This window comes from Amycolatopsis sp. NPDC005003, assembly GCF_053600695.1.
This window is the reverse complement of the sequence record NZ_JBSGAI010000035.1, coordinates 22817-48621: the sequence shown is the minus strand read 5'-3', so window position 1 is coordinate 48621 and position 25805 is coordinate 22817. Positions and strand designations below refer to the sequence as shown.

The 25805-nt window shown below is 72.1% G+C and carries 20 protein-coding genes; 7 read left to right on the top strand and 13 right to left on the bottom strand.

Annotation, left to right across the window (positions count from 1 at the left end):
- Nucleotides 1-144: 144 nt before the first annotated feature.
- The 3 genes from ACWED2_RS33375 to ACWED2_RS33365 are packed head-to-tail and all read right to left on the bottom strand — an operon-like array spanning nucleotide 145 to nucleotide 2941.
- Nucleotides 145-1338, bottom strand: a complete 1194-nt coding sequence (locus tag ACWED2_RS33375; protein ID WP_449694488.1) for a kynureninase — start codon at nucleotides 1336-1338, stop codon at nucleotides 145-147.
- On the bottom strand, nucleotides 1335-2129 hold the full coding sequence (locus ACWED2_RS33370) for a tryptophan 2,3-dioxygenase (protein ID WP_449694487.1): 795 nt from the start codon (nucleotides 2127-2129) through the stop codon (nucleotides 1335-1337). Before ACWED2_RS33370 ends, ACWED2_RS33375 begins: the two co-directional genes overlap by 4 nt.
- Nucleotides 2126-2941: a PaaX family transcriptional regulator gene (locus tag ACWED2_RS33365; protein ID WP_449694486.1), complete on the bottom strand. Its 816-nt coding sequence runs from the start codon at nucleotides 2939-2941 to the stop codon at nucleotides 2126-2128. Before ACWED2_RS33365 ends, ACWED2_RS33370 begins: the two co-directional genes overlap by 4 nt.
- A gap of 48 nt (nucleotides 2942-2989) precedes the next feature.
- On the opposite strand from ACWED2_RS33365, the gene ACWED2_RS33360 reads away from it, so the two are divergent.
- From ACWED2_RS33360 to ACWED2_RS33345, 4 genes are read left to right on the top strand one after another with little or no spacing between them, the layout of a single operon-like run.
- Entirely contained in the window at nucleotides 2990-3742 is a 753-nt protein-coding gene (locus tag ACWED2_RS33360) for a creatininase family protein (RefSeq protein ID WP_449694485.1), read from the top strand.
- Nucleotides 3735-5255 carry a benzoate-CoA ligase family protein gene (locus ACWED2_RS33355; RefSeq protein WP_449694484.1) on the top strand — a complete coding sequence of 507 codons (1521 nt, stop codon included), beginning with the start codon at nucleotides 3735-3737 and terminating at the stop codon, nucleotides 5253-5255. The genes ACWED2_RS33360 and ACWED2_RS33355 overlap by 8 nt, the downstream gene beginning before the upstream one ends.
- A complete protein-coding gene (locus ACWED2_RS33350) occupies nucleotides 5252-5944 on the top strand; it encodes an SDR family NAD(P)-dependent oxidoreductase (RefSeq protein ID WP_449694483.1) in 693 nt (230 codons plus the stop codon). Before ACWED2_RS33355 ends, ACWED2_RS33350 begins: the two co-directional genes overlap by 4 nt.
- Nucleotides 5941-6768: an enoyl-CoA hydratase family protein gene (locus ACWED2_RS33345; protein ID WP_449694482.1), complete on the top strand. Its 828-nt coding sequence runs from the start codon at nucleotides 5941-5943 to the stop codon at nucleotides 6766-6768. Before ACWED2_RS33350 ends, ACWED2_RS33345 begins: the two co-directional genes overlap by 4 nt.
- A 4-nt stretch (nucleotides 6769-6772) precedes the next feature.
- Here ACWED2_RS33345 and ACWED2_RS33340 read toward each other — a convergent pair whose 3' ends face one another.
- From ACWED2_RS33340 to ACWED2_RS33325, 4 genes are read right to left on the bottom strand one after another with little or no spacing between them, the layout of a single operon-like run.
- Entirely contained in the window at nucleotides 6773-7687 is a 915-nt protein-coding gene (locus ACWED2_RS33340) for an SMP-30/gluconolactonase/LRE family protein (RefSeq protein ID WP_449694481.1), read from the bottom strand.
- Between the two features lie 10 nt (nucleotides 7688-7697).
- Nucleotides 7698-8354 carry a histidine phosphatase family protein gene (locus ACWED2_RS33335; protein WP_449694480.1) on the bottom strand — a complete coding sequence of 219 codons (657 nt, stop codon included), beginning with the start codon at nucleotides 8352-8354 and terminating at the stop codon, nucleotides 7698-7700.
- Nucleotides 8354-9412 carry a phosphotransferase family protein gene (locus ACWED2_RS33330; protein WP_449694479.1) on the bottom strand — a complete coding sequence of 353 codons (1059 nt, stop codon included), beginning with the start codon at nucleotides 9410-9412 and terminating at the stop codon, nucleotides 8354-8356. The genes ACWED2_RS33335 and ACWED2_RS33330 overlap by 1 nt, the downstream gene beginning before the upstream one ends.
- The gene (locus tag ACWED2_RS33325) at nucleotides 9409-10161 is read right to left on the bottom strand and encodes an SDR family oxidoreductase (RefSeq protein WP_449694478.1); all 753 of its coding nucleotides are present in this window, start codon (nucleotides 10159-10161) and stop codon (nucleotides 9409-9411) included. Before ACWED2_RS33325 ends, ACWED2_RS33330 begins: the two co-directional genes overlap by 4 nt.
- 382 nt (nucleotides 10162-10543) lie before the next feature.
- Between ACWED2_RS33325 and ACWED2_RS33320 the strand changes: the two genes are divergently transcribed.
- Nucleotides 10544-11473, top strand: coding sequence for a hypothetical protein (locus ACWED2_RS33320; RefSeq protein ID WP_449694477.1), 930 nt, complete (start codon nucleotides 10544-10546; stop codon nucleotides 11471-11473).
- A 3-nt stretch (nucleotides 11474-11476) separates the two neighbouring features.
- Here ACWED2_RS33320 and ACWED2_RS33315 read toward each other — a convergent pair whose 3' ends face one another.
- Nucleotides 11477-14416 (bottom strand): helix-turn-helix transcriptional regulator, encoded by a 2940-nt coding sequence (locus ACWED2_RS33315; RefSeq protein WP_449694476.1) that lies wholly within the window; start codon nucleotides 14414-14416, stop codon nucleotides 11477-11479.
- 76 nt (nucleotides 14417-14492) lie between these two features.
- On the opposite strand from ACWED2_RS33315, the gene ACWED2_RS33310 reads away from it, so the two are divergent.
- Nucleotides 14493-14783 carry a nuclear transport factor 2 family protein gene (locus ACWED2_RS33310; protein ID WP_449694475.1) on the top strand — a complete coding sequence of 97 codons (291 nt, stop codon included), beginning with the start codon at nucleotides 14493-14495 and terminating at the stop codon, nucleotides 14781-14783.
- Nucleotides 14784-14819: 36 nt separating this feature from the next.
- Here ACWED2_RS33310 and ACWED2_RS33305 read toward each other — a convergent pair whose 3' ends face one another.
- Nucleotides 14820-16454, bottom strand: a complete 1635-nt coding sequence (locus ACWED2_RS33305) for an acyl-CoA synthetase (protein ID WP_449694474.1) — start codon at nucleotides 16452-16454, stop codon at nucleotides 14820-14822.
- A gap of 152 nt (nucleotides 16455-16606) precedes the next feature.
- Between ACWED2_RS33305 and ACWED2_RS33300 the strand changes: the two genes are divergently transcribed.
- Nucleotides 16607-18295, top strand: a complete 1689-nt coding sequence (locus ACWED2_RS33300; protein ID WP_449694473.1) for a bifunctional 3'-5' exonuclease/DNA polymerase — start codon at nucleotides 16607-16609, stop codon at nucleotides 18293-18295.
- A gap of 81 nt (nucleotides 18296-18376) precedes the next feature.
- On the opposite strand, the gene ACWED2_RS33295 is transcribed toward ACWED2_RS33300, so the two are convergent.
- The 4 genes from ACWED2_RS33295 to ACWED2_RS33280 all read right to left on the bottom strand — a co-directional run bounded on the left by ACWED2_RS33295 (nucleotide 18377) and on the right by ACWED2_RS33280 (nucleotide 25765).
- On the bottom strand, nucleotides 18377-20083 hold the full coding sequence (locus ACWED2_RS33295; protein WP_449694472.1) for a sialidase family protein: 1707 nt from the start codon (nucleotides 20081-20083) through the stop codon (nucleotides 18377-18379).
- A 99-nt stretch (nucleotides 20084-20182) separates the two neighbouring features.
- Nucleotides 20183-24073: an ATP-dependent RNA helicase HrpA gene (hrpA, locus tag ACWED2_RS33290; RefSeq protein WP_449694471.1), complete on the bottom strand. Its 3891-nt coding sequence runs from the start codon at nucleotides 24071-24073 to the stop codon at nucleotides 20183-20185.
- 148 nt (nucleotides 24074-24221) lie between these two features.
- On the bottom strand, nucleotides 24222-24482 hold the full coding sequence (locus ACWED2_RS33285) for a hypothetical protein (RefSeq protein WP_449694470.1): 261 nt from the start codon (nucleotides 24480-24482) through the stop codon (nucleotides 24222-24224).
- 119 nt (nucleotides 24483-24601) lie between these two features.
- Nucleotides 24602-25765 carry a lactate 2-monooxygenase gene (locus tag ACWED2_RS33280; protein WP_449694469.1) on the bottom strand — a complete coding sequence of 388 codons (1164 nt, stop codon included), beginning with the start codon at nucleotides 25763-25765 and terminating at the stop codon, nucleotides 24602-24604.
- Nucleotides 25766-25805: the final 40 nt, after the last annotated feature.

Here is a 25805-nt window from a genome sequence, read left to right as displayed (position 1 = left end):
TCATCCGCGCCCGGTTCGTGGCCGGGACGCGCCTCACGGGTTGGCGGGCGCCCGGCGCGGAGGTCGTCCGCTCGGGTGCCCGGGATCAACCTAGATCCCCGGTGATCGCGAGACCAGTGGAGGTCTCGCGATACGGACCGGTAATCAGCCGTTGATCACCTTGCCCAGCGTGCGCATCGCGGTCTCCAGCTGGGTGTCCGAGAGGTACGGCGCCGGCCCGAAGCGCAGGTACGGCCCCCGGCTGTCGGTGCGGACGCCCTCCGCGGCCAGCGCCACCTGCAGCCCCGCGGCGTCGGCGCAGCGCAGCGACAGGAACCCGCCGAGCATCCCGAGCGGCGTCTCGCGGTCGCGGGTGACGACGTCCTCGGGCAGCCCCAGCGAATCGAACACCGACGCGAGCAGCCCCACCTGGTGCTGCGACACCTCGCGGAGGAACTCCGGGGTGAGGCCCTGCTCGGCGAAGAACCGCTGGACCCGGACGCCGCGGTAGTGGCTTGCCGGGTCGTAGGTGGCGCCGGCGAACCGGTCGCCGCCGGTGGCGTAGGGCACCGCGCCCGGGTGGCGCTCGTCGGCCAGCGCGCCGAACTCGGCGTACCAGCCGGTGATCACCGGCCGCAGCTCCTGGGCGTGCGCGGGCAGCCGCAGGAAGCAGTTGCCCTCGCCCAGCTGCAGGTACTTGTAGCCGCCGCCGAGCACCCAGGCGTTGGTGAGCCCGAGGTCGTGCAGCGCGAACGGGACGACGCCGAGCGCGTGGTAGGCGTCGACGACGAGCTCGATCGAGCGGCCGCGGCAGACGTCGGCCAAGTGCGCCAGCCCCGGTACCAACCGAGACGTCTCGAACAGCACCGCGGACACGAGCACGGCGGCGGTGTTGCCGTCGACCTCGCCGGCGACGCGCTCGGCGAGGGTCGTCACCGGGTCGAGCGGCACCCGCACGACCTCGACGCCTTCCTCTTCGAGGCGGGCGAGCTGACGGCGGAGGGTGTGGAACTCGCCGTCGGTGGTGACCAGGCGCGGCCGGCGCGGCAGCTCCATCGCCGACAGGAAGCGCAGCACCAGGTCGTGCGTGCTCGCGCCCAGCGCGTATTCGCCGTGCGGGTCGCCGAGCAGCAGGCGGAAGCCCGCGCGCAGCTCGTCCGCCTTGGCGAAGGCGCGGTCCCACTTGCCGTCGACGTCACGGGCGGCGTCGGCGAAGGACTCCAAGAGCCCCTCTTCGGCGACGTCCGGCCAGGCCTGGTGCGAGTGCCCGGAGAGCAGGAGGCGGTCGGCCACCGCGAACCGGGTGTAGTGCGCGGCGAGGCTGTTGGCGTCCGCGCGCAGGTCGTCCAAAGTGGTCACAGTCGGCTCCGTACGGCCCAGAGATCCGGGAACATCGGCTGGAAAAGCGTGGTACGCAGGTAAGTCGCGCCGGATGATCCTCCCGTCCCGGTCTTGTCGCCGATGGTGCGTTCGACCATCTTCACGTGCCGGTAGCGCCACTCCTGCATCCCTTCGTCGAGATCGACCAGACACTCCGCGACGACCGAGGGTCCCCCGTCGTCGCTGTACACGTCCAGCAATATCGCCTGCAGGGCCGGGGACGGCTCCACCGGTCGAGTGACGTCTCGGTCACACTCGACCGCGTAGCCAGAAACCTTGAGGTACGCGAGAAAAGAGTCGAACAAGGACGGTCGCGCCATCGCTTCGGCAATGCGTTTCCGCTGCTCGCCACCCTCGGGGTAGTGCGCGAACACGCGCTCGTCACGCCGCCCGAGCACCGCCTCCAGCTCGCGGAACTGGGCCGACTGGAAGCCGCTCGAAGCGTCCAAACGGGCGCGGAAACTGGTGAACTGGCTGGGCGTCATCGTTTCCAGCACGTCGATCTGCGCGACCGCGACCTTGAGGATGGTCAGGATCCGGCGCAGCGTGCGGATGGCGTGCGCGGTGTTGCCCTTTTCGAGGTTCCGCTGGAGGAAATCGATTTCGTGCAGGATCTGCTTGAACCACAGCTCGTACACCTGGTGGATCACGATGAACAGCAGCTCGTCGTGCTCGTCGGAGCGCAGGCGCTGCGCGTTCAGCACTTCGTCGAGCCCGAGGTACGAGGTGTAGCTCAGGGCTTCCTGGGTCGCTTGGCTGGGTTGGGTCATCCCTTGGTCACCTCGTCGAAATGGCGCTGGGCAGGCTGCGCGAGCGCGGTGTACAGATCGTGGAACAGCTCGACCGCCGCCGCCCGGCGGTCCGGAGCGGGCACCAGGTCGGCGGGCAGTTCCGGGTCGAGCGACGGGAACATCCGGAAGGTGTGCACCAGCCGGGTGCGCACCTCGAACGCCTCGGCGTCCGGCGGCTCCCGGCCCGCGTACCCGCCGAACTGACCGACGAACGCGGCGTACCGCGCGGCCAGGTCGTCGAGGTCCCAGGCCCGGCCGGCGAACCGGCGGACGTCGAGGGCGGCCGACGGCCGGCCGAGCAGCAGGCCGGCGTGCTCGGTGACGTCGAGCTCGCCGAGCAGGGCGACGACCTCGGCCTCGCGGTCGTGCGGGGCGATCCAGGTGCCGTCGGAGTAGGGCCCGAACCCGAGGAACCGCAGCCGCCGGACCAGGCGTTCCCGGGCCTGGCGGCGGCTCTCCGGGATGCTCTGCCACAGCACGGTCCACTCGCCGGCGGCCCGCTCGCGGCGGCCCAGGGAGAAGATCCGCCGGTCGCCGTCGGCGAGCAGGGCGACCGTGCGCCTGGTCAGCGAGTAGTGCACGGTCCGGCCTTCGCGGTGGCGCTGCAGCAGGCCGCGACGCACCAGGCGGGTGAGCGCGATCCGCGCGGCGCCGTCGGAGAAGCCCAGCTCGGCGAGCACCGCGACCAGGCCGCCCGACCACACCCGGCGGGTTTCGCGCGGGTGCACGTAGCTGCCCAGCAACGTCATGACCAGCTCCTGAGGGCCGGCTTCGAAGGCATCGGTGGGCATGGGCGCAACTCTATACACCTCAGGCCGCTGCGGTGTAGCGTGAATTGCGTGACGTACTTCGCGGACCTCACCTCGCGGCAGGTCGCTTCGTTGCCGGACGGCGAGCGCGTCCCCGTGCTGCTGCTCCCGGTGGGCGCGGTCGAGCCGCACGGCCCGCACGCGCCACTGGGCACCGACCCGCTCATCTCGCGCGGGATGTGCGAGCGGGCGGTTGCTCGCTTGGCCGCCGACGAGGACGTCCGCGTGCTCGTCCTCCCCGAAGTGCCGTACGGGGTGACCCGGTTCGCGGCCGGGTTCGCCGGCGGGATCCACGTCGGCGAGGAGACGCTGCACTCGCTGCTCGTCGACATCGGCGCGGCCCTGATCGGCCAGCGGCTCCGGCGGATTCTGCTGGTCAACAACCACTTCGAGCCCGCCCACCTGGTGACGCTGCGGCGGGCGGTGGAGACGCTGAACTTCGCCTACGACGGGCGGGTCGCCCTGCTCGACCTGGTCCGGCGGCGGCACGCGGAGCGGCTGACCGAGGAGTTCCGCTCCGGGGAGTGCCACGCGGGGCGGTACGAGACGTCGCTGGTGCTGGCCGACCGGCCCGAGCTCGTCGACCAGGCGCTGATGCGGACCCTGCCGCACGTGCCGGTCAGTCTCGCCGCGGCTCCTTCCGACGGGGGCTTCCGGGAGATGGGCATGACCGAGGCGTACTGCGGCGCGCCGGCCGAGGCGACCCCTTCCGAGGGCGAAGAGACCTTCTCGACGTTGACCGACCTGCTGGTGGAAGCGATCCGGGAGCTGGCCCGTGAGTGAGCCGTTCAACCTCGCCACGCACTTCCTCGACCGGCACGTGGCGGCGGGCCGGGGTGACCGGACGGCCCTGTTCGTCGGGGACCGCACGATCAGCTACGCCTCGCTCGCGGCGCTGGCGAACCGCGTCGGCAACGTCCTGCTGGACGCCGGTGTCCGGCGCGGACAACGGGTGCTGCTGGCGCTGAGCGACGGCGACGAGTTCGTCGCCGCCTGGTACGGCGCCCAGAAGATCGGCGCGGTGACCGCCGAGGTGTACCCGTTCCTGCAGCCCAAGGACTACGCGTACTACCTCGGCTACACCGAGGCCGTCGCGGTGCTCGCGGACGCCGTCACGCTGCCCGCGCTGCGCCAGGCGGGCGCCACCGGGTTGCTCGTCACGGGCGTGCCCGAAAGTGAGCTGCTCCCGGGTGAGCGTCCATTCCGGACCCTGGTCGACGCCGCGCCGGATTCGCTGGAGGCCGCACCGACCACTGTGGACGACGTCGGCATCTGGAAGTTCACCACCGGCAGCACGGGCGCGCCCAAGGCGTGCGTGCATCCCTTGCGCAGTCCGCTGGAGAGCTTCGAGCGGTACGCCGTCCAGGTGCTCGGCCTGCGCGAGGACGATCGGATCCTCGCCGTGCCGAAGCTGTTCTTCGGCTATGCGCGTGATCTGGTGGCGCTGTTCCCGTTCGGCGTCGGTGCCGCGGGGATCGCGTTCCCCGAGCGCACCACGGCGGACCTGGTGTTCGAGCTGATCGCCCGCCACCGGCCGACCGTGCTGGTCAACGTGCCGACGATGATGAGCGCGATGGTCGCCCACCCGGCCGCGGCGAAGCAGGACCTGAGCTGCCTGCGGATGACGACGTCGGCGGGCGAGGCACTGCCGTCGGAGCTGCACCGCAAGTGGGACGCGGCCTTCGGCGTGCCGGTGGTGGACGGGATCGGCTCGTCCGAGGCGTACCACATCTACCTGTCGAACCGGCCGGGCGCCGCGCGCGTCGGCACGTTGGGCACGCCCGTGCCCGGCTACACCGCCGAGGTGGTCGACGAGCTCGGGAATCCCTTGCCGGACGGCGAGATCGGGCCTCTCCGGGTGACCGGGCCGACGATCGCGCTGGAGTACCACGGCGACCCGGAGAAGTCGGCGCGGACGTTCGACGGCGACACGCTCACGTCGAGCGACCTGTTCAGCCGCGCCCCGGACGGGTACTTCCGCCACCACGGCCGCGCCGACGCGCTGCTCAAGGTCGGTGGCGTGTTCGTCGCGCCCGGCGAGATCGAGGACTGCCTGCTGGGCCACCCGGACGTCACCGACTGCGCGGTGGTCGGCCACGAGGCCGACGGCCTGGTCGTGCCGCGCGCGTACGTCGTGCTGCAGCCCGGTTCGGCGGTCACCGCCGACGCGCTGAAGGACCACGCGAAAGCCCACCTGGCCAAGCACAAGTACCCCCGCGAGGTGGTCTTCATGACGGAACTCCCCCGCACGGCCAACGGAAAGCTCGACCGGCGCGCCCTGGCGGCCCGCCCGTGAGCCGCCTGGTGGTGGTCACCGGCGGCACGCGCGGCATCGGCGCGGCGATCGCGGCCCGGTTCCGGTCTTCCGGCGACACGGTGCTGGCGCCGGGCCGTGCGGACTGCGACGTCACGTCCGAGGAAGCCGTGGCCGCGTATTTCGCTTCGGCGGGCCCGGTCGACGTGCTGGTCAACAACGCCGGAATCTCCTCGAGCGCCCCGGTTTCCCGGACTTCGCTGGCCGACTGGCGCGAGCAGTTCGAGGTGAACGCGACGGGCGCGTTCCTCTGCACGCGCGCGGTGCTGGACGGGATGCGCGCACGCGACCGCGGCCGGATCGTCACGGTGGCGTCGACGGCTTCGCACGTCGGCTACCGCTACACGGCGGGCTACACGGCGTCGAAGCACGCGGCGGTGGGCTTCATGCGCGCGGTGGCGGCGGAGCTGGCCGGCACCGGCGTCACGGCGAACGCGGTGTGCCCGGCGTTCGTCCGCACCGACATGACGGCGACCTCGGTGGAGCGGATCGTCTCCCGCTCCGGCCGGTCCTCTTCGGAGGCGGAAGCGGCGCTGGCGGCGGCGTCCCCGCTCGGCCGGCTGCTGGAGCCGTCGGAAGTGGCGTTCGCGGTGTCCTTCCTGGCGGCCCCGGAGGCCGCCGCGATCAACGGCCAGACCCTCGTACTCGACGGCGGAGGAATCCAGTCATGAGCCCGTTCCGCGCAACCGCCCCGCTGACCCGCGAATGGGAGCACTTCGGCTTCGCGGTGGCCGACGGGGTGGCGACGGTGACGTTCACGCGTCCTTCGAAGCTCAACGCGCTGACGTTCGACGTTTATGCGGATCTGCGGGACCTGGTCATCGAGCTCCCGCAGCACGAGGACGTCCGGGTCCTCGTGATCACGGGCGAAGGCCGCGGGTTCTGTTCCGGAGGTGACGTCGAGGAGATCATCGGCGAGCTCCAGAAGTTCGAGACGGCGGAGCTGCTGGAGTTCACCCGCATGACGGGCGCGGTGGTGAAGGCCCTGCGCGAGTGCCCGATCCCGGTGATCGCGGCGGTCAACGGCGTGGCGGCCGGAGCGGGTTCGGTGATCGCGCTGGCCAGCGACTTCCGGCTGCTGGCCGAGTCGGCGAAGTTCGCGTTCCTGTTCACGAAGGTGGGCTTGGCGGGGGCGGACATGGGCTCGGCGTACCTGCTGCCGCGGCTGGTTGGCCTGGGCCGGGCGACGGAACTGCTCATCCTGGGCGACAAGGTGTCGGCGTCGCGAGCTTCGGAGATCGGCTTGGCTTCGCAGGTGGTGCCCGACTCGGAACTCCCCGATGCGGCCGCGGCGTTGGCACGCCGGCTGGCCGACGGCCCGGCGCTGGCGTACGCGACGACGAAGGTGCTGCTGACCCGCGAGCTGGACATGGACCTGGGCAGCGCCATCGAGCTGGAGGCGATCACGCAGGCGCTGCTGATGACGGCGAAGGACCACAAGGAGTTCTACGCGGCTTGGACCGCGGGCCGGGAGCCGCGCTGGACCGGACGCTGAAGGCTCAGCTCACGGGCGTCACCGCGATCGCCGACTCCTCCAACGAGCCGAAATACAGCCGCCCCTGCCACTCGCGGACGCCCACGAGCATGTGGAAGCCCGGGATTTCGCCACGCAGCTCACGCACCACCGTCCCGTCCGCCGCCACCCCCAGGACACCCACCTCCCGCCCCGGCGAGGGCTGCAGCGACGTCGGCAGCCGCCGGACACCCGCCCGGAGGAAGGCCGGCAGCCGCCGGACCACGTCGAGAGCCGCGACGCGAGGGGACGCCTGCGTGATCCAGATCAGGCCGTCCGTACCCGTCGAGATGTTGTCCGGGAAGCCCCACAGACCGTCGACGAACACCTCCGAACGGCCGTCGGCAAGCCATACCCGGGACACGCTGAACCCGCCCGTCTCCGCCACCGCCACGAACGACCCGTCCGGGGCCAGCGCCACGCCGTTCGCGAACTGGAGGCCGTCGAGCAGCAGGTCGATCGTGCCGTCCGGGGACCGGCGCAGCAGCCGTCCTCCTGCCGTCTGCTCGATCAGGTCGTCGCGCCAGTTGTCGATGCCGAAGCGGCGGGAGGAATCCGTGAAGTAGACCGTCCCGTCCGCCGCCACCGCCGCGTTGTTGCAGAACACGAAGTCCAGCCCCAAGGCGGAAGTCGCCAGGGTGGAAACCGCACCGCCGGCGAGGGGGACCACCAGCAGCCCGGCGCGGGCGTCGCAGACCAGCAGCTCGTCCTCGCCGTACAGCTCCAGCCCGAGCGGGCGCCCGCCGGTGTCGGCGATGACGTCGATGCGCTGCCCGTCGGGCGAGAGGCGCAGGATCCGGCCGTCGTCGACGCCGGTGTAGATCCGGCCCTCGCCGTCGACGACGACGTCCTCCGGGCCGTGCCCGTTCACCGGGTACAGCGTGACCTCGCCGAACTCCATCGAGCGCCTCCTACCGGTAGGTGAGCAACGCGGCCGCGTCCGCCTCGAAGTGCGGGTGCTCGTTGAACGACAGCAGCGTGACGCCGCCGCGGCCGGACACCAGCTTGGTGATCCCGCCGTTGACCGTGACGCGGTTGAGCTTGAGCAAGCCGGTCTCGGGGGTGCCCATGAGCAGGCCGCAGATCGTGGCGATCACGCCGCCGGAGGTGAACACGACCGCGTGCTCGCCCTTGCCCAGCGACGCCACCAGGTCTTCCAGCGCGGACCGGCAGCGCGCGAGGAACGCGGGCCACGTCTCGGCGCACGGCCCGCCGTCGCCCGCCGACGCCCACGCCGTCAGGGCCGCGTCCAGGATGCCTTGGTAGGCCCGCGAATCCTCCTGCGGCGCCCCGCCGGCGTGGTGGAGCGCGATGTCGACGTGGTCGTACTCGTTCCACCGGGGGTCCTCGACCACCGGGACGTCGCTGCCGAGCACCTTCAGCACCGTCGCCGCGGTGTCGCGCTGCCGCGCCAGCGTTCCGGACCGGACCTGACTGAAGACCACGTTGCGCCGCAGCAGTTCCGAACCGACCACAGTGGACTGCTCGAAGCCGCGCGGCGACAGCGCGTCGTAGTCCGAAGCGCCGAACGACGCCTGTCCGTGCCGAACGAGGTAAATCGCGCCCACTACACGCTCCCCTTCGCGATGATCTCGCGGCAGCGCCAGTCCAGGTAGCCGACGAACTGCCAGAAGTCCTTGAACGCCGGGTTGCGGGTGGCGCCGTCGCGATACCGCCGGTACAGCTGCTGCAGCACCGCGGCGAGCCGGAACAGGCCGTAGACCTCGTAGAACCGCCAGTTCCCGATCGACAGCCCGGTCTTCTCAGCGTAGCGCGCGACGAACTCCTCCCGGGTGAACATGCCGGGCAGGTGGGTCGGCTGGCGGCGGCTGGCGTGCATGACGTCGTCGTCGCCGGCCTGGACCCAGTAGGCGAGCATGCTGCCGAGCTCCATCAGCGGGTCGCCGAGCGTGGCCATTTCCCAGTCGAGGACGCCGGTGATGTTCAGCGTCGACGGGCCGTCCAGCACGAGGTTGTCGAGCCGGTAGTCGTTGTGGATCAGGCAGATCCGGACCTCGCCGGGCTGGTTGGCGGCCAGCCACGCGCGCACCTCGGCGAAGTCGCCGACGTTGTCCGTGCGCGCCGCCACGTACCGCTCGGACCAGCCGCGGACCTGCCGTTCGACGTATCCGGCGCCCTTGCCGAGATCGGCGAGGCCGGCCTTTCCGACGTCGACGGCGTGCAGGTCCACCAGCCGGTCGACGACCTTGCCGGACAGCTCGCGCGCCTGCTCCGGCGCCAGCGTCATCCCCGGCGGGAGGTCGCCGCGCAGGATCAGGCCGCCGAGCTTCTCCATGACGTAGAAGTCGCCGCCGAGCACGGCCGGGTCGTCCCCGAACGCCACCATCCGCGGCACGTACGGGAACACCGGCTTCAGCGCGTGCTGCACGCGGTACTCGCGCCGCATGTCGTGCGCCGACGCGGCTTTGTGCCCGGCCGGCGGGCGGCGCAGGATCAGCTCGCGGTCCGGGTAGGTGAGCAGGTACGTCAGGTTGGACGCGCCGCCGGGGAACTGCCGGACGTGCGGCGGTTCGTCCCCGAGGCCGTCGATCTTCGCGCGGAGCCAGGCGTGCACCGCGGCGATGTCGAAGGCGTCCTCCGCGCGGACCTCGACCGGGGCGTTCACGCGAACTTCCGCAGCAGCGCGGCCGGCACCACGCGCATGACGACGCTCAGCGGCACCCACGGCCACGCCGGGACGTAGGCGCGGCGCGGTTCGGCCTCGATCGCCTTGGCCAGCGCCCTGGCCCCGGTGTCCGCCTTGGCCAGCAAGGGGTTCCGGCCGATCCGGTCGTTCATCTCCGACTCGATGTAGCCGGGCCGGACGTCGGTGACGGCGATGCCCCGGCGCTTCAGCTCGATCCGGGTGCCGTCGACGAACGCCGAGATCCCGGCCTTCGAAGCGGCGTACGCGGTGAGCTTGCCCGGAAACGGGCGAAGCGCGCTGAACGAGGAGATGACGGCGAGGTGGCCGGCGCCCTGCTCGCGGAAGATCCCGGCGGCGGCCTCGATCTGGGCGGCGGCCGCGACGAAGTTGACCTCGAGGGTCTGGCGGTTGGCGTCGAACCGGCCGGTGCCGACCCGCTGCCCTTTCCCGAGCCCGGCGTTCACAATCACCCGGTCGAGGGACCCGAGCTCGGCGCGGAACTCCTCGAAGACGGCGAACACGCGGTCGTGGTCGGTGACGTCGAGGGTGCGCGTGACGACCGTGATCCCCGGGTGCGCCGCGGTCAGCTCGGCGGCCAGCTTCTCGAGCCGCTCGGTGCGCCGCGCGCACAGCGCCAGGTTGCGCCCCTTCGCCGCGAACCGGCGGGCCATGCCTTCGCCCAACCCGCTGCTGGCGCCGGTGATCAGGATGTTCTTCCGGAGCGTCATGCCCGGGATGCTACCCGGTGGTAACAAGACCGGTGGCCCGGCGCTGGGGGCGTCGCCGGGCCACCGGTCATCGCGCGGCCACCTCGGCCGGTCGCACAACTCGGCCGGGTGAACCGGAGCCGGAACCGCTCGCGCGGCCGGTCACACCTGCGCCCGGGTGGGCCGTGAGGGGGAGGCGGTGCCACCGGCGCAGGCAAGTCATACAAGCGCGTCGCCCCAGGCCGGGGCAATGGTTCACAGTTGCCAGTACTAGCCCGTTCGCCTGAGTGGCAGCCCCGGTGGCACGGCCGAAGAGGGGCACGGAGACCGGGCGGAAAACTGCTAACGTGCTCCTGGTCGGGAATCGTCGGGGGACGGCATGGGGCGGGTCGGGATTTCAGCGATGGCGAGCAGCACGGTGGGTGACGACCAGGAGAGCGGGCGCACCGAATTCGCCATCCGGCTACGCGCGGCCATCGCCACCAGCGGGCTCTCGCTCGACCGGATCCAGGCGCGGCTGCGGGCCCGCGGCGTCGTCATCAGCGTCACCGCGCTCAGTTATTGGCAGTCGGGCAAAAGACAGCCGGAGCGGCAGAGCTCGCTCTCGGCCGTCCGCACGCTCGAAGAGATCCTCGACGTCCCCGCCGGGTCCCTGCTCGGGCTGCTGCCGCCGCCCCGGCCCCGCGGCGGCGCCGGGAAGCGCCAGGCCGGCGGCGAGCCGATGTCGTTCCCGCGTGAGGTGCTGCAGCCGCTGCTGGAGAAGGTCGGCGCGCCGCACGCCCTCGAGCGCCAGCAGCCGCTGAGGATGGTCGGGCTGCACGACCTGTGCGAGATCGCCGCCGACGGCGGCCAGCGGGCGGTGACCGCGCGGGCGGTGTTCCAGGCGGTCGCCGACGGCCAGGACCGCTGGCTGCTGGTCTACACCCAGGACGACCCGGCGGCGGGTGTGCCGGAGCTGCACGCCGTGCGCAACTGCCGGGTCGGCCGCGCCGAGATCGACGAGGCACACGGCCTGCTCGTCTCCGAACTGCTCTTCGACCAGCCGATCAACCGCGGCGAGACGCACCTGATCGAGTACACGCTGACCAACGGCGGGCCGCCGTACCCGGAATGCCGCAACACGCACTACCGCGAGTTCCGCCGCCCGGTGCGGGAGTACCTGCTGGAGGTCCGGTTCGCCCCGGGAACGGCACCGGACCGCTGCTGGCAGTACTCCCGGAACGGCGCGAACGGCACCCTCGCCCGCCGGGCGCTGAAACTCGACGGCGCGGACGGGGTGCACGCGGTGGCGTTCGACTTCGGCCCGGGCGTCTTCGGCATCGACTGGGACTGACCTTCAGCCGAGCCGGGCCGCCGCGAGGGCAGCCAGTTCGGTGCGGTTCGCGATCCCGAGCTTCGCGTAGACGTGCGCCAGGTGCGTCTTCACCGTGCCGCGGCTCATGAACAGCCGGGTGCCGATCTCCGGGTTCGTGCAGCCCTCCGCCGCCAGCTTCACCACCTCGAGCTCGGTCGGTGTCAGGCTGCCCCAGCCGCTCGACGGCCGGCCGCGGCTGCCGCGGGCCCGGCGCACGAACGCGACCACGTCGTCGAGGGCCATCGGCGGTTCGGCGGTCACCAGGCCGAGCGCGTCGAGCTCCGCCTGGGCGGCCGGACGGCGAGGCACGCCCAGCTCGGCCCGGGCCTGTGCAGCCGAGACGAGCACCCGGGCCGCGTCGGCCTCGCGGCCGGTGCGCGCGAGCAGCGTCGTCAACGCATCGAGGCCGGCCAGGACGCCCAGCCGGAGGCCGTGGTCGAGGCGCAGGCTCAGGGCTTCGTGGTGCAGCTCGGCCGCCTGCTCCGGCTCCGCCAGGTACCCCTGCTGGTCCAGGGCGTCGGCCAGCGGCGACGGCAGCGACCAGCGGCGGGTCAGCTCGACGGCGGTGGCCAGCACCTCCGCGGCCTCGTCGGGCCGGCCGAGCTCGCGCAGCAAAGCACCGCGTTCGGGCAGGCCCTGCGCGGCCATGTACGTCCCGGGCACGGCTTCACGCTCGAACCAGCGCAACGCCGCTTCGGACTCGCCCCGCCGCCAGTGCAACTCGCCCAGCACCCCGGCCATGCCCGGCACGAAGACGTCCCCCGCCGTTTCGAGCAGCCGCAGGAACGGTTCCATCACGCGGAACCCGGCGTCGGCGTCCCCGGCGAAGCCGTGCACCCGGGCCGACTGGCACAGGGTCGTGTTGACCCGGTGGAAGTCCCCGAGCGGCGCGGCGACCTCGACGGCCCGCTCGGCGAGTTCCTTCGCCCGGGGCAGGTCCGCCGCCGCCAGCGCACTCGCCGACTGCACACTGAGGACGGTCGAGGCGAGCCCGCGGTCGCCGCGCCGGAGAAGCCCTCGGGCCGCCTCGGCGAGCAGCGGGGCCGCGTCGTCGTGCCGGTCGCGGACGGTCCGGATGATTCCGCGCAGCATCAACGCGCTGTCCCGCGCGAAGCCGTCGGCTTCCTTTTCGGCTTCGACGGCGAGGTCCCAGGCGGTGTCCAAGTCCGTGTAGAGGTGACCGAGCGCGGTCAGGGCGAGGCACCGCGCGCGCAGGTCCGCTTCGCCGAGTTCGGTGGCCAGGGCCAGCCCCTGCCGCGCGGCTTCGACGTCGAACGGCGCCGTGGTGTCCGCGACCAGTCCCATCCCGGTCAGCAGCCGGGCCTGCAGCGGCGTCCGGTCGTCCGGGCGGCGGGCCACCGCGCGCCTGAGATACGCCAAGCCTTCGTGCCCGCGGCCACCCAGGTTCCACAGCCACGCGACGGCCGCGGCGAGCCGGCGGCCCCGGTCCGGGTCCTCGTGCGCCAGGCCCCATTCCAGGGCCGCGCGCAGGTTGTCCCGCTCGGGCTCGACCCGGGCCCGCCAGGCGTCCTTGTCGCGGTCGAGCTCGGGTTCGGCGGCTTCGGCCAGCGCCAGGAAGTGGTCGAGGTGACGGTCGCGGACGGCGGCGGTCTCCCCCGCCTCGGCCAGCCGGGCCGCCGCGTACTCGCGGAGCGTCTCCAAGAGCCGGTAGCGGCCGTCTTCGGCGAGCACCAAGGACTTGTCGACGAGCCGGCCGAGCGCGGGCAGCACGGCCGGGCCGCCCGCCGCGTCGAGGGTGAACCCGTCGGCGAACACCGCGAGCCGCCGGAACACCGCGCGGTCTTCGCCGTCGAGCTGGTCGTGGCTCCACGCGATCGAGCCCTCGAGGGTCCGCTGCCGCTCCGGCACCCCGCGCGGACCGCGGGTCAGCAGCGCGAACCGGTCCTCGAGACCGGCGTCGATCTGGTGCGGGGTCAGGGTTCCCAGCCACGCCGCGGCCAGCTCCACGGCCAGGGGGATGCCGTCGAGCCGGGTGCAGATCGACCGGACGGCGGCCGCGCTGGAGGCGTCCAAGGTGAACAGCGGCCGGACCGCGCCCGCGCGCTCCACGAACAGCGCGACGGCCTCGTCGACGGCCAGCGGCGGCACCCGCCACACGGTCTCCCCCGGCACGCCCAGCGGCTCCCGGCTGGTCGTCAGCACCGCCACCTCGGGGCAGGACCGCAGCAGCTCGATCGCGACCTCGGCGGCGCCGTCGAGGACGTGCTCGCAGTTGTCGAGGCAGAGCAGGACGCGCCGGTCGCGCAGTTCCGTCGCGACCGAGCGCGCCGCACCGGCCTGGGGTTCCACCGGCACGCCGAGCGTCGCGGCGACCCGCTCGGCGACCTCGGTGACGGCGTCGAGCGCCACCCACCAGACGCCGTCCGGCCACTCCGTGCTCGCGGCGACCTGGGCGGCGAGCCGCGTCTTGCCGCTGCCGCCGGGGCCGGCCAGCGTCACCAGCCGGGTGCCGGCGAGCTGCCGCCGGACGTCGCGGACCTCGGCGTCGCGGCCCACGAACCCGGTCAGCTGCACGGGGAGGTTGTTCGGGACGGTGTCGAGCGAGCGCAGCGGCCCCGGTGTCTCGCCGAGCTCGAAGACGCGCTCGGGCGCGGCGAGGTCCGGCAGCCGGTGGCGGCCGAGGTCGTGCAGCGTCACGGCGTCACCGAGGGCCGTCGCGGCCCGGGCCGACACGAGGATCCGGCCCTCGTCCGCCAGCGCGCGCAGCTGTTCGCAGCGGCGGACGGCGGGTCCGGTGGGCGTGCCGTCGTCGCGGATCAGCACGTCTCCGGTGTGCACGGCCGCCGGGCCGCCGGTCAGCGCGGCGAGGGCCTCGCCGGGGGTCGTGAAGACCACCGGGGCGGCGTCGCCGGCGCAGAGGATGGTGACCGTGCCGGCCGGGAGGAGTTTCGTCGCAGTCATGGCCCGGTCAGTCTGCCAGCGGATCTCGGCCAGGTGGCCGATGTTGCGCTACTGGGTGCCTGCGACCGTCGGAACCGTGGAGACGTTCGAGGAACTGCTGGCCCGCTGGCGGGACGCCGAAACCCGCGGCGACGGCGCTGCGTCCCTGCTGGCCGCCGACTTCCGCGGTGACGGCCCGGACGGGCTGGTGCTCGACCGCGACCACTGGCCCGGCCGGGCGCCGGCCGCGGCGTTCCGGTGGACCCGGCTGGAGGTGACCGCCGCCGTCGGTGTCGCGACCGGACACCGCGACGGTGCCGCCTGCACCGTCGTCGCCGCGTGCCGGGAGGGACGCTGGCTGATCGTCAACGTCCAGCGAGGGTCATGAGAGCTTTTCGGGGGCCGGGTGGCGAAGCCTCGGTTGTCACTGGAGTTTGGTGCGGAGCACCTTTCCGGTCGCGTTGCGGGGCAGTTCGTCCAGGAACTCGACGTCGCGGGGCACCTTGTAGCGGGCCAGGTTCGCCTTGACGTAGTCGCGGATCTCGTCGGCTTCGAGGTCGGCGCCTTCCGCCCGGACCACGAACGCCTTCAGCCGCTGCCCGAACTCCGGGTCCTCGACGCCGATCACCGCCGCCTCGACCACGTCTTCGCGCTCGACCAGCAGGTTCTCCACCTCGATCGGGAACACGTTCTCGCCGCCGGAGACGATCATTTCGTCGTCGCGGCCGTCGATGAACAGGAGGCCGTCTTCGTCGAAGTGGCCGACGTCGCCGCTGGAGAGCAGGCCGTCGATGATCTCCTTGTGGCGGCCGTCGGTGTAGCCGCCGAAGCTGAGCCCGCTGCCGACGAACACCCGGCCCGTCACGTGCGGCTCGGTGATGCGGCTGCCGTTCTGGTCGTAGAGCGCCACCTTGCAGCCGACCGGCGCGCGGCCGACCGTGCCCGGGGCCTTCGCCCAGTCCTCCGGCGTCGCGACCGTCGCCACCGCGACCTCGGTGGAGCCGTAGAGGTTGTGCACGACCGGGCCGAACGCCTCGTTGGCCCGGTTGCCCAGGTCCGGCGAGAGCGCCGAGCCGGCGACGAAGATGATCCGCAGCGCCGAGGTGTCGTACTTGTCCCGGACGTCCTTCGGCAGGTCCACGATGCGCTGCAGCATGGTCGGGACGAGCACGAGCGCGGTGCACTTGTGCTCGGCCACGCCGCGCAGCGCCTCTTCGGGGTGGAACTTGCGCCGCATCACGACCTTCGAGCCGAGCGCGAAGGACAGGATGAACTGCGACAGGCCGGTGCCGTGGAACAGCGGCGCGCCCATGTAGGTGGCCTCGTTCGACCGCAGCGGGATCCGGTCGAGGAACTGCGCGGACGCGAGCGCGGAGGTGTGCGGCCGCGGCGCGCCCTTCGGCGTGCCGGTGGTGCCGCTGGTCAGCAGCACGAACCCGCCCGGCTTGGCCGGCGCGGGCCAGGGCCGGTCGTCGGTGCTGGCGATGATCTCGTCGAGCACCGGGACGGTCCGGTCGGTCAGGTCCGAGCCCGGGTCGACCCAGGCGAGGTAGCGGTCGACGCCGTCGGGGATCGCGTCGAGCAGGCCGGTGAACTCCTGGTCGTAGACGAGCGCGGTGACGCCTTCGCGCTTGGCGACGTCGGCGAGCTGCGGCTTCGCGAACCCGGTGTTCATCAGCAGCAGGCGGACGCCGAGCTTGCCGGCCGCGGCCATCGTGATGACGAGGCCGCGGTGGTCACGGCACAGCGCGGCGACCACCTGGCCGGGCCGGATGCCGCGCTCGGACCAGGCCCTGGCCAGGGCGTTCGACTGGTCGTCGAGCTGCTTGTAGGTGAGCGGGCCGAGCTCGTCGACGATGCCGACGGCGGCCGGGTCGCGGCGGGCGGAGATGTGGTTGGCGCCGGCGAACGGGCCGAACTTCCGCAGCGCGACCAGCGAACGCACGCCTTCGTCGACTCTGGGGAAGGGGACGAGGCCCGCCCGCCGCATCACGTCGACGCTGCGCACCGTCTCGGTCACCTTGTCCGCCACCGTGGTGGCGAGCGCGACCAGGCTCATCCGGGCACCTCCGTTGCTGCGGGAAGAGAGCCCATGCCGACGGCGGGCGTACCGGCGGTATGGGAGCTACCGGAGAGTAAACCAAGGGTAGGCCGAACGCACCAGCCCGCGAGCGAGCGGAAACTGTCGGTGGTGGTCGGCATGATGTCCGGGTGCAGGTGATCGCGGGACGGGAGGAGGACGGCAGCTTCACCGTGCACACGCCTTCGGACACGGTGTCCGGCCTGGACGAGGCGGCTTTCGCGGGGCTGGCGCGGGAGCTGGAGTCGTCGCTGGCGCCGCGGTGGGTGTTCCCGTCGGTGGAGCGGGCGTACCCGGTGCTGATCGCGGCCGGGCTGCGGGTGCGCCGCTGCTACGACCTCGAGCTGGCCGAGGGGCTGCTGCTGGCGTACGAGGGCGCGGAGGCGCAGTCGCGGAGCCTGCGTGCGGCGTGGGCCAGGGCGAACGGCGAGGAACCGCCACCGGATTCGGCGGCCGTCGAGTTGGCGCAGCCGACGCTGTTCGAGACGAGGGCGCCGACGCTGCCCGAGGGCGTGACGGTCGTCACGGCGGTGCGGCGCGTCCTCGCGGAGCAGGAGCGGCGGGTGGCGGCTGTCGAGCACCCGGACCGGATGCGGCTGCTGCTGGCGGCGGAGTCGGCGAGCGCGCTGGCGGCGGCGGAGATGTCGGCCGACGGTCTGCCGTGGCGCGCCGACGTGCACGAGGAGCTGCTGGCTGCGCGGCTCGGGCCGCGGGTGCCGGCCGGGCAGCGGCCGAAGGCGCTGGTCGAGCTGGGCGCGAAGATCAGCGAGGCGTTCGGCGGGCGGCCGGTGAACCCGGACTCGCCGCCGAGCGTGGTCCGGGCGCTGGCCCGCGAGGGGATCGAGGTGCCGGCGGCGCGGAAGTACCTGCTCCGCGGGATCGATCACCCGGCCGTCGGGCCGCTGCTGGAGTACAAGGAGCTGTCGCGGCTCTTCGCGGCGAACGGCTGGGCGTGGCTCGAAGAGTGGGTCACCGAGGGCCGGTTCCGGCCGCACTACGTCGTCGGCGGAGTGGTGACCGGGCGGTGGGCCAGCCGCGGCGGCGGGGCGCTGCAGATCCCGAAGGTGCTGCGGACGTGCGTGCGCGCGGACCCGGGCTGGAAGCTGGTGGTGGCGGACGCGGCCCAGCTGGAGCCGCGGGTGCTCACGGCGCTGTCGGGCGACCGGCGGCTGGCCGACGTCGCGGCGGCGACGGACCTGTACGCCCGGCTGGGCGAGGCGCTGTTCTCCGGCAACCGCTGGGTCCCGGCGGCGAACGACGACCGCGACGACCGGGCCCGCGCGAAGATCGCGATGCTGTCGGCGATGTACGGGGGCACGTCCGGCGAGGCCGGGCCGCTGCTGGGCCTGCTGCGGCAGCGCTTCCCGGACGCGGTGTCCTATGTGGAGCGTGCCGCGCAGGCGGGCGAGCGCGGCGAGCGGGTCCGGTCCCGGCTGGGCCGCACTTCGCCGGCACCGTCGGCGGCTTGGCGCGCGCTGACGGGCGGGCCGGCATCGGACGAAGCGGCCGAGCTGAAGGCGCGACGGGCGTCGCGGGGCTGGGGCCGGTTCACCCGCAACTTCGTGGTCCAGGCCAGCGCGGCGGACATGACGGCGGTGATGCTGGCGACCCTCCGCACCCGCCTGCCCTCACCCGCCCACCTGGTGTTCTTCCAGCACGACGAGGTGATCGTCCACACCCCGGCCGAGCTGGCCGCCTCCGTCACCCAGGCCATCGAGGACTCGGTGACAGAGGCGGCCCGCCTCCTGTTCGGCCCGGCCTGCCCGGTCCGCTTCCCCATGCAGACCGCGGCAGTCGACACCTACGCCGACGCGAAATAGCGAGTGATGCCCGCTCAGTCACGCGAGATCCCCCGCCAATCACGCGAGATCCGCGCTCAATCACGCGAGATCCGCGTTCCGCTACGGGAACATCGGCAGGGTCTGCGTCCCGACGTCCTGGTTCGGCAGCGTCCGGCCCGGGTTGCCGCGGAAGTCGGTCCACGCCGGGTGCAGCCGGAAGTCGGCGCCGACGGCCGCGGCCGTGTAGTCGCCGATGAACACGCCCTGCAGCTCCTTGCCCGTCTCCGCGCCCGTCGAGACGAACTGGACCTGCGGGTTCGCCGTCTGCGTCGTGATCCTGCGCAGCGGGGACAAGCCGTCGCCCCAGCCGGTCGCGTACGCGTAGTCCAGCCCGATGCCGTTCGGGTCGTACGCACGCGTGTACGACGTCACCGCGACCCGCCCGCCGAACGCCGCCACCGCCGGGAACACCTCGTCGGCGCCCGTGCCGACCTTCACCGGCTTCGACCAGCCGTGCCGGCCGTCCGACCCGCTCAGGAAACTGTCGCCGTTCGTCTTCACCGACTCGCCGTCGCGGTACGTGCCGTTGCGGTCGTCGGCCCAGGTCACCCACAGGTGATCCGTCACGCGGTCGTAGGTCAGCTGCGGGAAGCTGTTGACGCGGAAGTTCTCGCCGGTCAGCGCGTTGTTGGCGACGTCTTCGTCCACCGGGAAGTCGAAGTCGAGCCCCACTTCGGTGTGCCGGAACGTCCGGCCGCCGTCGCGTGAGGTCGCCACGACCACCGCGTCGTGGTCGGCCGGCCGGTCGCACGCGGCCGTCGCGCACACCGACGTCTCGTACGCCACCTGGAGCGTCCCGTCGCGGGTCACCACCGGGTTCGAGCCGCTGCCGAACGGCGTGATCCCGCCGGAGAACCCGGTCAGCGACGGCGAAATCCGGCGCACCGGCGACCACGTCCGGCCGAAATCACGGGACTTCGACAGCACGATCGGCGATTCGACGAACGCGCCGGACGCGTCGTAGGTGAACTGCGTCCAGGTGACGTAGACGTCGCCGGACACCGGGTCGGCGGCGATCCACTCCTTGTCGTTGAAGATGTGCGCCGGCGTCGGGGTGCCCGCCGGCGTGACGCCGTCGAGGTGCAGGATCGCCGGGTCGCCGAAACTGCGGCCGCCGTCGTGGGACACCGACACCGCGATCCCGCTGGCGAGCTGCTGGTCGTCCGGAACGGCGGCACGGCTGAACACCAGCGTCGCGTAGTAAACGGTGTTGTGCGGCCCGAACGCGACCGCCGGGTCACCAGCGGCGTCCATATAGGACAGCGGTGCGGCCGCCCCGGTGGGGTAGTCCAGGTGCGGCAGCTGGACGTTCGCCCAGGTCCGGCCGCCGTCGAACGAGGTGTAGGCGAAGCCGCCGGAGTCGTTGCGGGACTCGCGCGTGTTGTACAGCCGGTAGTCGTTGGACCCGGCGACGATGTTGCGCGGGTTCTCCGGGTTGACGGCGATGGTCGTCTCGTTCTGGGCCGTGCTGCAGCCGGTCTGGCTGCCGGTCGGCACGATGGTGTCCCCGTCGATGACGTCGGTGTTCGGCGCGAGCGGCCGGTACGGGTTCGGCTTGCCGATGTAGGTCTGGCAGAGCGCGGACAGCGCGGGATCGTCGCCGTCCTCCTCTTCCTCCTCGGCGAACTGCTCCTTGAGCAGCGGATTCGGGACGTCGTGGCGCGGCTCCACGGCGGCGTGCGCGGCGGGCGCGAAGAGGAACGGCAGGAGGAGCGCGGTGCAGACGGCGAAGATTCTTCGCCTGGCGGACGAAACACCCAAGGACATCGGAAAGTCCTTTCCCAGGAAGGTCTCCAGCCGACCCAGGCTTGACCTGCGAATGGACGCGGTCAACCGACGGAAGTGGGAAGCCGGACATTCCCGGCGTCACCCCAGGGCGTCGTCGAGGGCCTTCGTGATCCGCTTCAGCGACACCGGGTGCGCCGTCCCCAGCGTCTGGGCGAAGAACGAAACCCGCAGTTCCTCGATCATCCAGCGCACCTCGCGCAACGCCGGCGACGACGTCCCCGGCGGCAGCGAAGCCAGCGCGTCGGCGTACTCGCGGTCGATCCACGCGATGTCCGCCGTCCGCTGCAGGTCGCGGGTCGGCTCCGTGGGCAGCTTCTCCAGGCGCCGGGAAATTCCCTGCAGGTAACGCACCACGTGCCGCAGCCGCGAAGCGCCCGTCTCCGTCACGAAACCCGGGTACACCAAGCCGGACAGCTGGGCGCGGATGTCCGCCAGCGACTCCGCCGGGCCGCGTGCCGACGACAGCGCCACCTCGACGTCGTTCGCCGCGCGGAGGATCTTCTCCACGTCCGTCAACACCGCCAGCACTTCCGGGTGCAGCCCCTCGCGCACCTTCGAAAGCAGCACCTGGAAGCCCGCCTCGTCGAACACCGGGCCGCCGCCGGCCGCCATCAGGGCGTCCACCGCGCAGTCGACGCAGTCCTCGAGCAGCGCCGCCACACTGCCGTGCGGGTTGCGGTTCAGCACCAGCTTCGACGAGTTGGACAGCGACCGCGTGATGAACTTCATCGGCGAGTTCAGGTTCAGCCGCAGCATCCGCCGCGTGCCCGCCCACATCGCGTGTTCCTGCTGCTCCGGCGTGTCCAGGAGCCGCACCGCCACCGACGCGCCTTCGTCCACCAGCGCCGGGTACGCCTTGACGTCGTGGCCGCGCTGCGTCGACTCGAACACCTTCGGCAGCGAACCGAACGCCGGTTTCGTGAGCCCGGCCTTCTCGAGGGTGTTGGCCGCCTTGGAGATCGTCGCGCGGACCTTCGGCGCCAGCCGCCGCTGCAGTTCCGAGACGTCCTTGCCCTCGGCGACCTTCTTGCCGCGCTCGTCCACGACCCGGAAGGTCATCTTCAGGTGCTCCGGCACCGAAGCCAGGTCCCAGTCCGCGTAGGGAATCGTGACCCCGCGCAGCGCCCGCAGCTCGCGGCCGAGCACCTCCAGCAGCGGTCCGTCCGAAGGGGACACTCGCGAAAGGACGTCCCGCGCGGTGTCCGGCGCCGGGACGAAGTTGCGGCGCAACGCCTTCGGCAGCGACTTGATCAGCTGCGTCACCAGTTCCGCGCGCAGGCCCGGCACCTGCCAGTCGAACCCGTCCGGCGTCACCTGGTTCAGCACCGGCAGCGGGACGTGCACGGTGACGCCGTCGGCGTCCGCGCCCGGCTCGAACTGGTAGGTCAGCTTGAACACCTGGGTGCCCTGCGTCCACGAGTCCGGGTAGTCGCCCTCGCGGACGCTGCCCGCGGACTCGTTGATGAGCATGGACTTCTCGAACGACAGCAGGTCGGGATCGGTGTGCCGCGCCTTCTTCCACCAGCTGTCGAAGTGGCGCACCGAGACGACGTCCGTCGGCACGCGCGCGTCGTAGAACTCGTACAGCGTCTGGTCGTCGACCAGGATGTCCCGCCGCCGCGCGCGGTTCTCGAGGTCCTCGACCTCTTCCAGCAGCGCACGGTTCTCGGCGAAGAAGTGGTGGCGCGTCTGCCAGTCGCCTTCGACCAGCGCGTGGCGGATGAACAGCGCGCGCGACATCTCCGGGTCGATGCGGCCGTAGTTGACGCGGCGGTCGGCGATCAGCGGGACGCCGTACAGCGTGACCTTCTCGGTCGCGATCACCGCACCCTGCTTGCGCTCCCAGTGCGGCTCGGAATACGACCGCTTGACGACGTGCTGGGCCAGCGGCTCGACCCATTCCGGCTCGATGCGCGCGTTGACCCGCGCCCACAGCCTCGACGTCTCGACCAGCTCCGCCGACATCACCCAGCGCGGCTGCTTCTTGAACAGCGCCGATCCCGGGAACACGCCGAACCGGGCGCCGCGCGCGCCCAGGTAGTCGCCCTTCGCCGGGTCCTTGAGGCCGATGTGCGAGAGCAGCCCGGCGATCAGCGAGGTGTGCACGCGCTGCGGGTCGGCCGGGGACGCGTTCGTGTTCAGGTGGATGCCGAGCGGCTTGGCCAGCTGACGCAGCTGGCTGAAGATGTCCTGCCACTCGCGCAGCCGCAGGTAGTTGAGGTACTCGGTGCGGCACATCCGCCGGAACTGGTTGCCGGACAACGCCTTCTGCTGCTCGGCGACGTACTCCCAGAGGTTCAGGTACGCCAGGAAGTCCGACGTCGGGTCGGCGAACCGCGCGTGCTGGGCGTCGGCCGCCTGCTGCTTCTCCGCCGGCCGCTCCCGCGGGTCCTGAATGGACAGCCCGGCGGCGATGATCATGACCTCGCGGACGCACCCGTTCTTCGCCGCTTCCAGGACCATCCGGCCCATCCGCGGGTCGACCGGCAGCTGCGCGAGCTTGCGGCCGATGTCGGTGAGGCTGCGGTCGGAACTCGTCGAGGAGAACGCGCCGAGTTCCTGCAGCAGGCCGATGCCGTCGCTGACCTGGCGGCGGTCCGGCGGCTCGACGAACGGGAACGCGGCGATGTCGCCGAGGCCCAGCGACGTCATCTGCAGGATGACCGAGGCCAGGTTGGTCCGCAGGATTTCGGGATCGGTGAACTCGGGACGGCTTTCGAAGTCCTCTTCGGAATACAGCCGGATGCAGATGCCGTCGGACGTCCGGCCGCAGCGGCCCTTGCGCTGGTTCGCCGACGCCTGCGACACCGGCTCGATCGGCAGCCGCTGCACCTTGGTCCGGTGGCTGTAGCGGGAGATCCGCGCGGTACCCGGGTCGACGACGTACTTGATGCCCGGCACGGTCAGCGACGTCTCGGCGACGTTCGTCGCGAGCACCACACGGCGCCCGGTGTGGGACTGGAAGATGCGCTGCTGCTCGGCCGACGACAGCCGCGCGTACAGCGGCAGCACCTCGGTGTTGCGCAGGTTCGCCCGGTTGAGCACGTCCGCGGTGTCGCGGATCTCGCGCTCGCCGGACAGGAACACCAGGATGTCGCCGGGTCCTTCGGCGCACAGCTCCTCGACGGCGTCGAGGATGCCCTGGGTCTGGTCCCGCTCGTCGCCTCCGGGGGCTGCAGGGTTTTCGGGGTCGACCAGCGGCCGGTAGCGGACCTCGACCGGGTACGTCCGGCCGGAGACCTCGACGATCGGGGCGTCGTCGAAGTGCTTCGAGAACCGCTCCGGGTCGATGGTCGCCGAGGTGATGATGACCTTGAGGTCGGGGCGGCGGGGCAGCAGCTGCTTGAGGTAGCCGAGGATGAAGTCGATGTTGAGGCTGCGCTCGTGGGCCTCGTCGATGATCAGCGTGTCGTACTGGCGCAGCGACCGGTCGGTCTGGATCTCGGCCAGCAGGATGCCGTCGGTCATCAGCTTGACCAGGGTGTCCTGGCCGGACTGGTCGGTGAACCGGACCTTGTAGCCGACGGCGTCGCCGAGCTCGGTGTGGAGTTCACTGGCGATCCGGTCGGCGACCGTGCGCGCGGCCAGCCGGCGGGGCTGGGTGTGCCCGATCTGGCCGCGGATGCCGCGGCCGAGCTCCAGGCAGATCTTCGGCAGCTGGGTGGTCTTGCCCGAGCCGGTCTCCCCCGCGACGATCACGACCTGGTGCTTGCCGATGGCCGCGGCAATCTCGTCCTTCAGCTTGCTGACCGGCAGCTCTTCGGGGTACTCGATCTTGGGCACGCTCTCGCGCCGCGACTGGACGCGCAGCTCGGCCTTGCCGATGTCGGCGGCGATCTGCGCGAGCACGGAGTCGCGGTCACGGGCTTTGCGGGCGCCTTCGAGCCGCCGGCGCAGCCGCTGCTCGTCACGCGGCATCAGCTCGGGCAGGCGCGCTCGCAGCGCGGTGAAGGGGGATGGCTCGGACATTCTTGGTCCCAGGATAGCCGTGCGTGACGAACCGGGCCTCCGAATATCCCGGCTACGTGACCGGCCGCACCCCGGGGCCCGCCTCAAGCGCCCCAATGTGGCGTTCGGTGCGTGAGATGCACCCAACGCCACATCGGGGCGCTTGGGCTCAGCCGGGCTGGCCGGGCTGCTGCGGCGGCTGGACCGGCTGGACCGGGGCCTGCTGCTGCGGCGCGCTCTTGGCCCGGCTCAGCGCCACCGAACCACCGATCAGCGCGAGCCCGGCCACGCCGAGGACGATGCCGAACAGCGGCTGCATGTCGCTGGCCCAGGACAGGATCCGGAACTCGTAGTCGAACTGCTCGAGGACGATGGTGCCGAACCCGAGCACGGCGCACAGCACGCCGATCCGCATCATGATCGAAGACATGGGAAACCCCCAGGTGAGAGGAACGGTGGAGCCACCGGTCCGTCCCCGAGCGGGCCGTGGCGAGGCAGAACCGTAGCCGCCCCGGATCCCGCTGTCGCCGGAATTCCCGATTCGTTACCTCACGTCCGCTGCAGCGAGTCCGGGCCCAGGTCGGCGAGCGTACGGTGGCCGGACAGGCCCATGGTCAGGTCGAAGTCCGCCAGCAGGCTGCGCAGGACGTGGCGCACGCCGTCCTCGCCCGCGTGGGCCAGGCCGTACACCCACGGGCGGCCGACCAGGACCGCCCGTGCCCCGAGCGCCAGCGCCTTGAGCACGTCGGCGCCGGTGCGGATGCCGGAGTCGAACAGCACCTCCACGCGGTCGCCGACCGCCGCGACGATGCCCGGCAGCGCCTCCAGCGCGCCGATCGCGCCGTCGACCTGGCGGCCGCCGTGGTTCGAGACCACGATGCCGTCCATGCCCGCCTCGGCCGCGCGGCGCGCGTCGGCGGCGTGCTGGATGCCCTTCAGCACGATCGGGCCGTCCCAGTGCTCGCGCAGGAACGGCAGCTGGTCCCACGTCCGGTCGGTGCCGGTGAGCATGCCGATCCACCGCAGGATCGCCATGTTCGGGTCTTCTTCCGGCGTCTTCTCCAGCAGGCCGCGGAACACCGGGTCGGTGAACGGGACGGCGCAGCCCTCCCCCTTGAGGAACGGCAGGTACGCCTGGTCCAGATCGGACGGTCGCCAGGCCAGCGTCCAGGTGTCGAGGGTGACGACCAGCGCGGTGTAGCCGGCTTTCTTCGCCCGGGTCAGCAGGCTCACGCAGACGTCCGCGTCGCCGGGCCAGTACAGCTGGAACCAGCGCGGGCCGTCGCCGTTGGCCGCGGCGACGTCTTCGATGCCGGTCGACGACGCCGTGGAGAGGATGAACGGCAGCCCGACCGAGGCGGCGGCGCGGGCGGTCGCGGGCTCGGCGTCCGGGTGGACGATCGACTGGACCCCGACCGGCGCGACGGCCACCGGGGCGGGCAGCCGGGTGCCGAGCACCGTCGTGGCCAGGTCGCGGTCGGTGGCGCCGGTCAGCATGCGCGGCACGATGCGCCAGCGGTCGAACGCCTCGCGGTTGGCGCGGGCGGTCCCGCCGGAACCGGCCGCGCCCGCGACGTAGGAGAACGGCCCGGGCGCCATGACCTCGCGGGCCGACGCTTCGAGCCGGGTCGCGTCGGTCGAGCACGGCGGCAGCTGACCACCGAGTCCCTGCAGGTAGATCTCGTTCTGGTAGCTGCCGAAGCGTTCGGTCACGGTTGCCTCCTCGCGTTCGAGGGGGCACTGTACCCGCCGG

Bases quoted from the DNA above. Each gene is read 5' to 3' on its own strand.
- hrpA (WP_449694471.1), bottom strand. From the start codon at position 24,073: ATGTCCGAGCCATCCCCCTTCACCGCGCTGCGAGCGCGCCTGCCCGAG.
- ACWED2_RS33345 (WP_449694482.1), top strand. From the start codon at position 5,941: ATGAGCCCGTTCCGCGCAACCGCCCCGCTGACCCGCGAATGGGAGCAC.
- ACWED2_RS33370 (WP_449694487.1), bottom strand. From the start codon at position 2,129: ATGACCCAACCCAGCCAAGCGACCCAGGAAGCCCTGAGCTACACCTCG.
- ACWED2_RS33295 (WP_449694472.1), bottom strand. From the start codon at position 20,083: ATGTCCTTGGGTGTTTCGTCCGCCAGGCGAAGAATCTTCGCCGTCTGC.
- ACWED2_RS33305 (WP_449694474.1), bottom strand. From the start codon at position 16,454: ATGAGCCTGGTCGCGCTCGCCACCACGGTGGCGGACAAGGTGACCGAG.
- ACWED2_RS33340 (WP_449694481.1), bottom strand. From the start codon at position 7,687: ATGGAGTTCGGCGAGGTCACGCTGTACCCGGTGAACGGGCACGGCCCG.
- ACWED2_RS33325 (WP_449694478.1), bottom strand. From the start codon at position 10,161: ATGACGCTCCGGAAGAACATCCTGATCACCGGCGCCAGCAGCGGGTTG.
- ACWED2_RS33285 (WP_449694470.1), bottom strand. From the start codon at position 24,482: ATGTCTTCGATCATGATGCGGATCGGCGTGCTGTGCGCCGTGCTCGGG.
- ACWED2_RS33365 (WP_449694486.1), bottom strand. From the start codon at position 2,941: ATGCCCACCGATGCCTTCGAAGCCGGCCCTCAGGAGCTGGTCATGACG.
- ACWED2_RS33320 (WP_449694477.1), top strand. From the start codon at position 10,544: ATGGCGAGCAGCACGGTGGGTGACGACCAGGAGAGCGGGCGCACCGAA.
- ACWED2_RS33315 (WP_449694476.1), bottom strand. From the start codon at position 14,416: ATGACTGCGACGAAACTCCTCCCGGCCGGCACGGTCACCATCCTCTGC.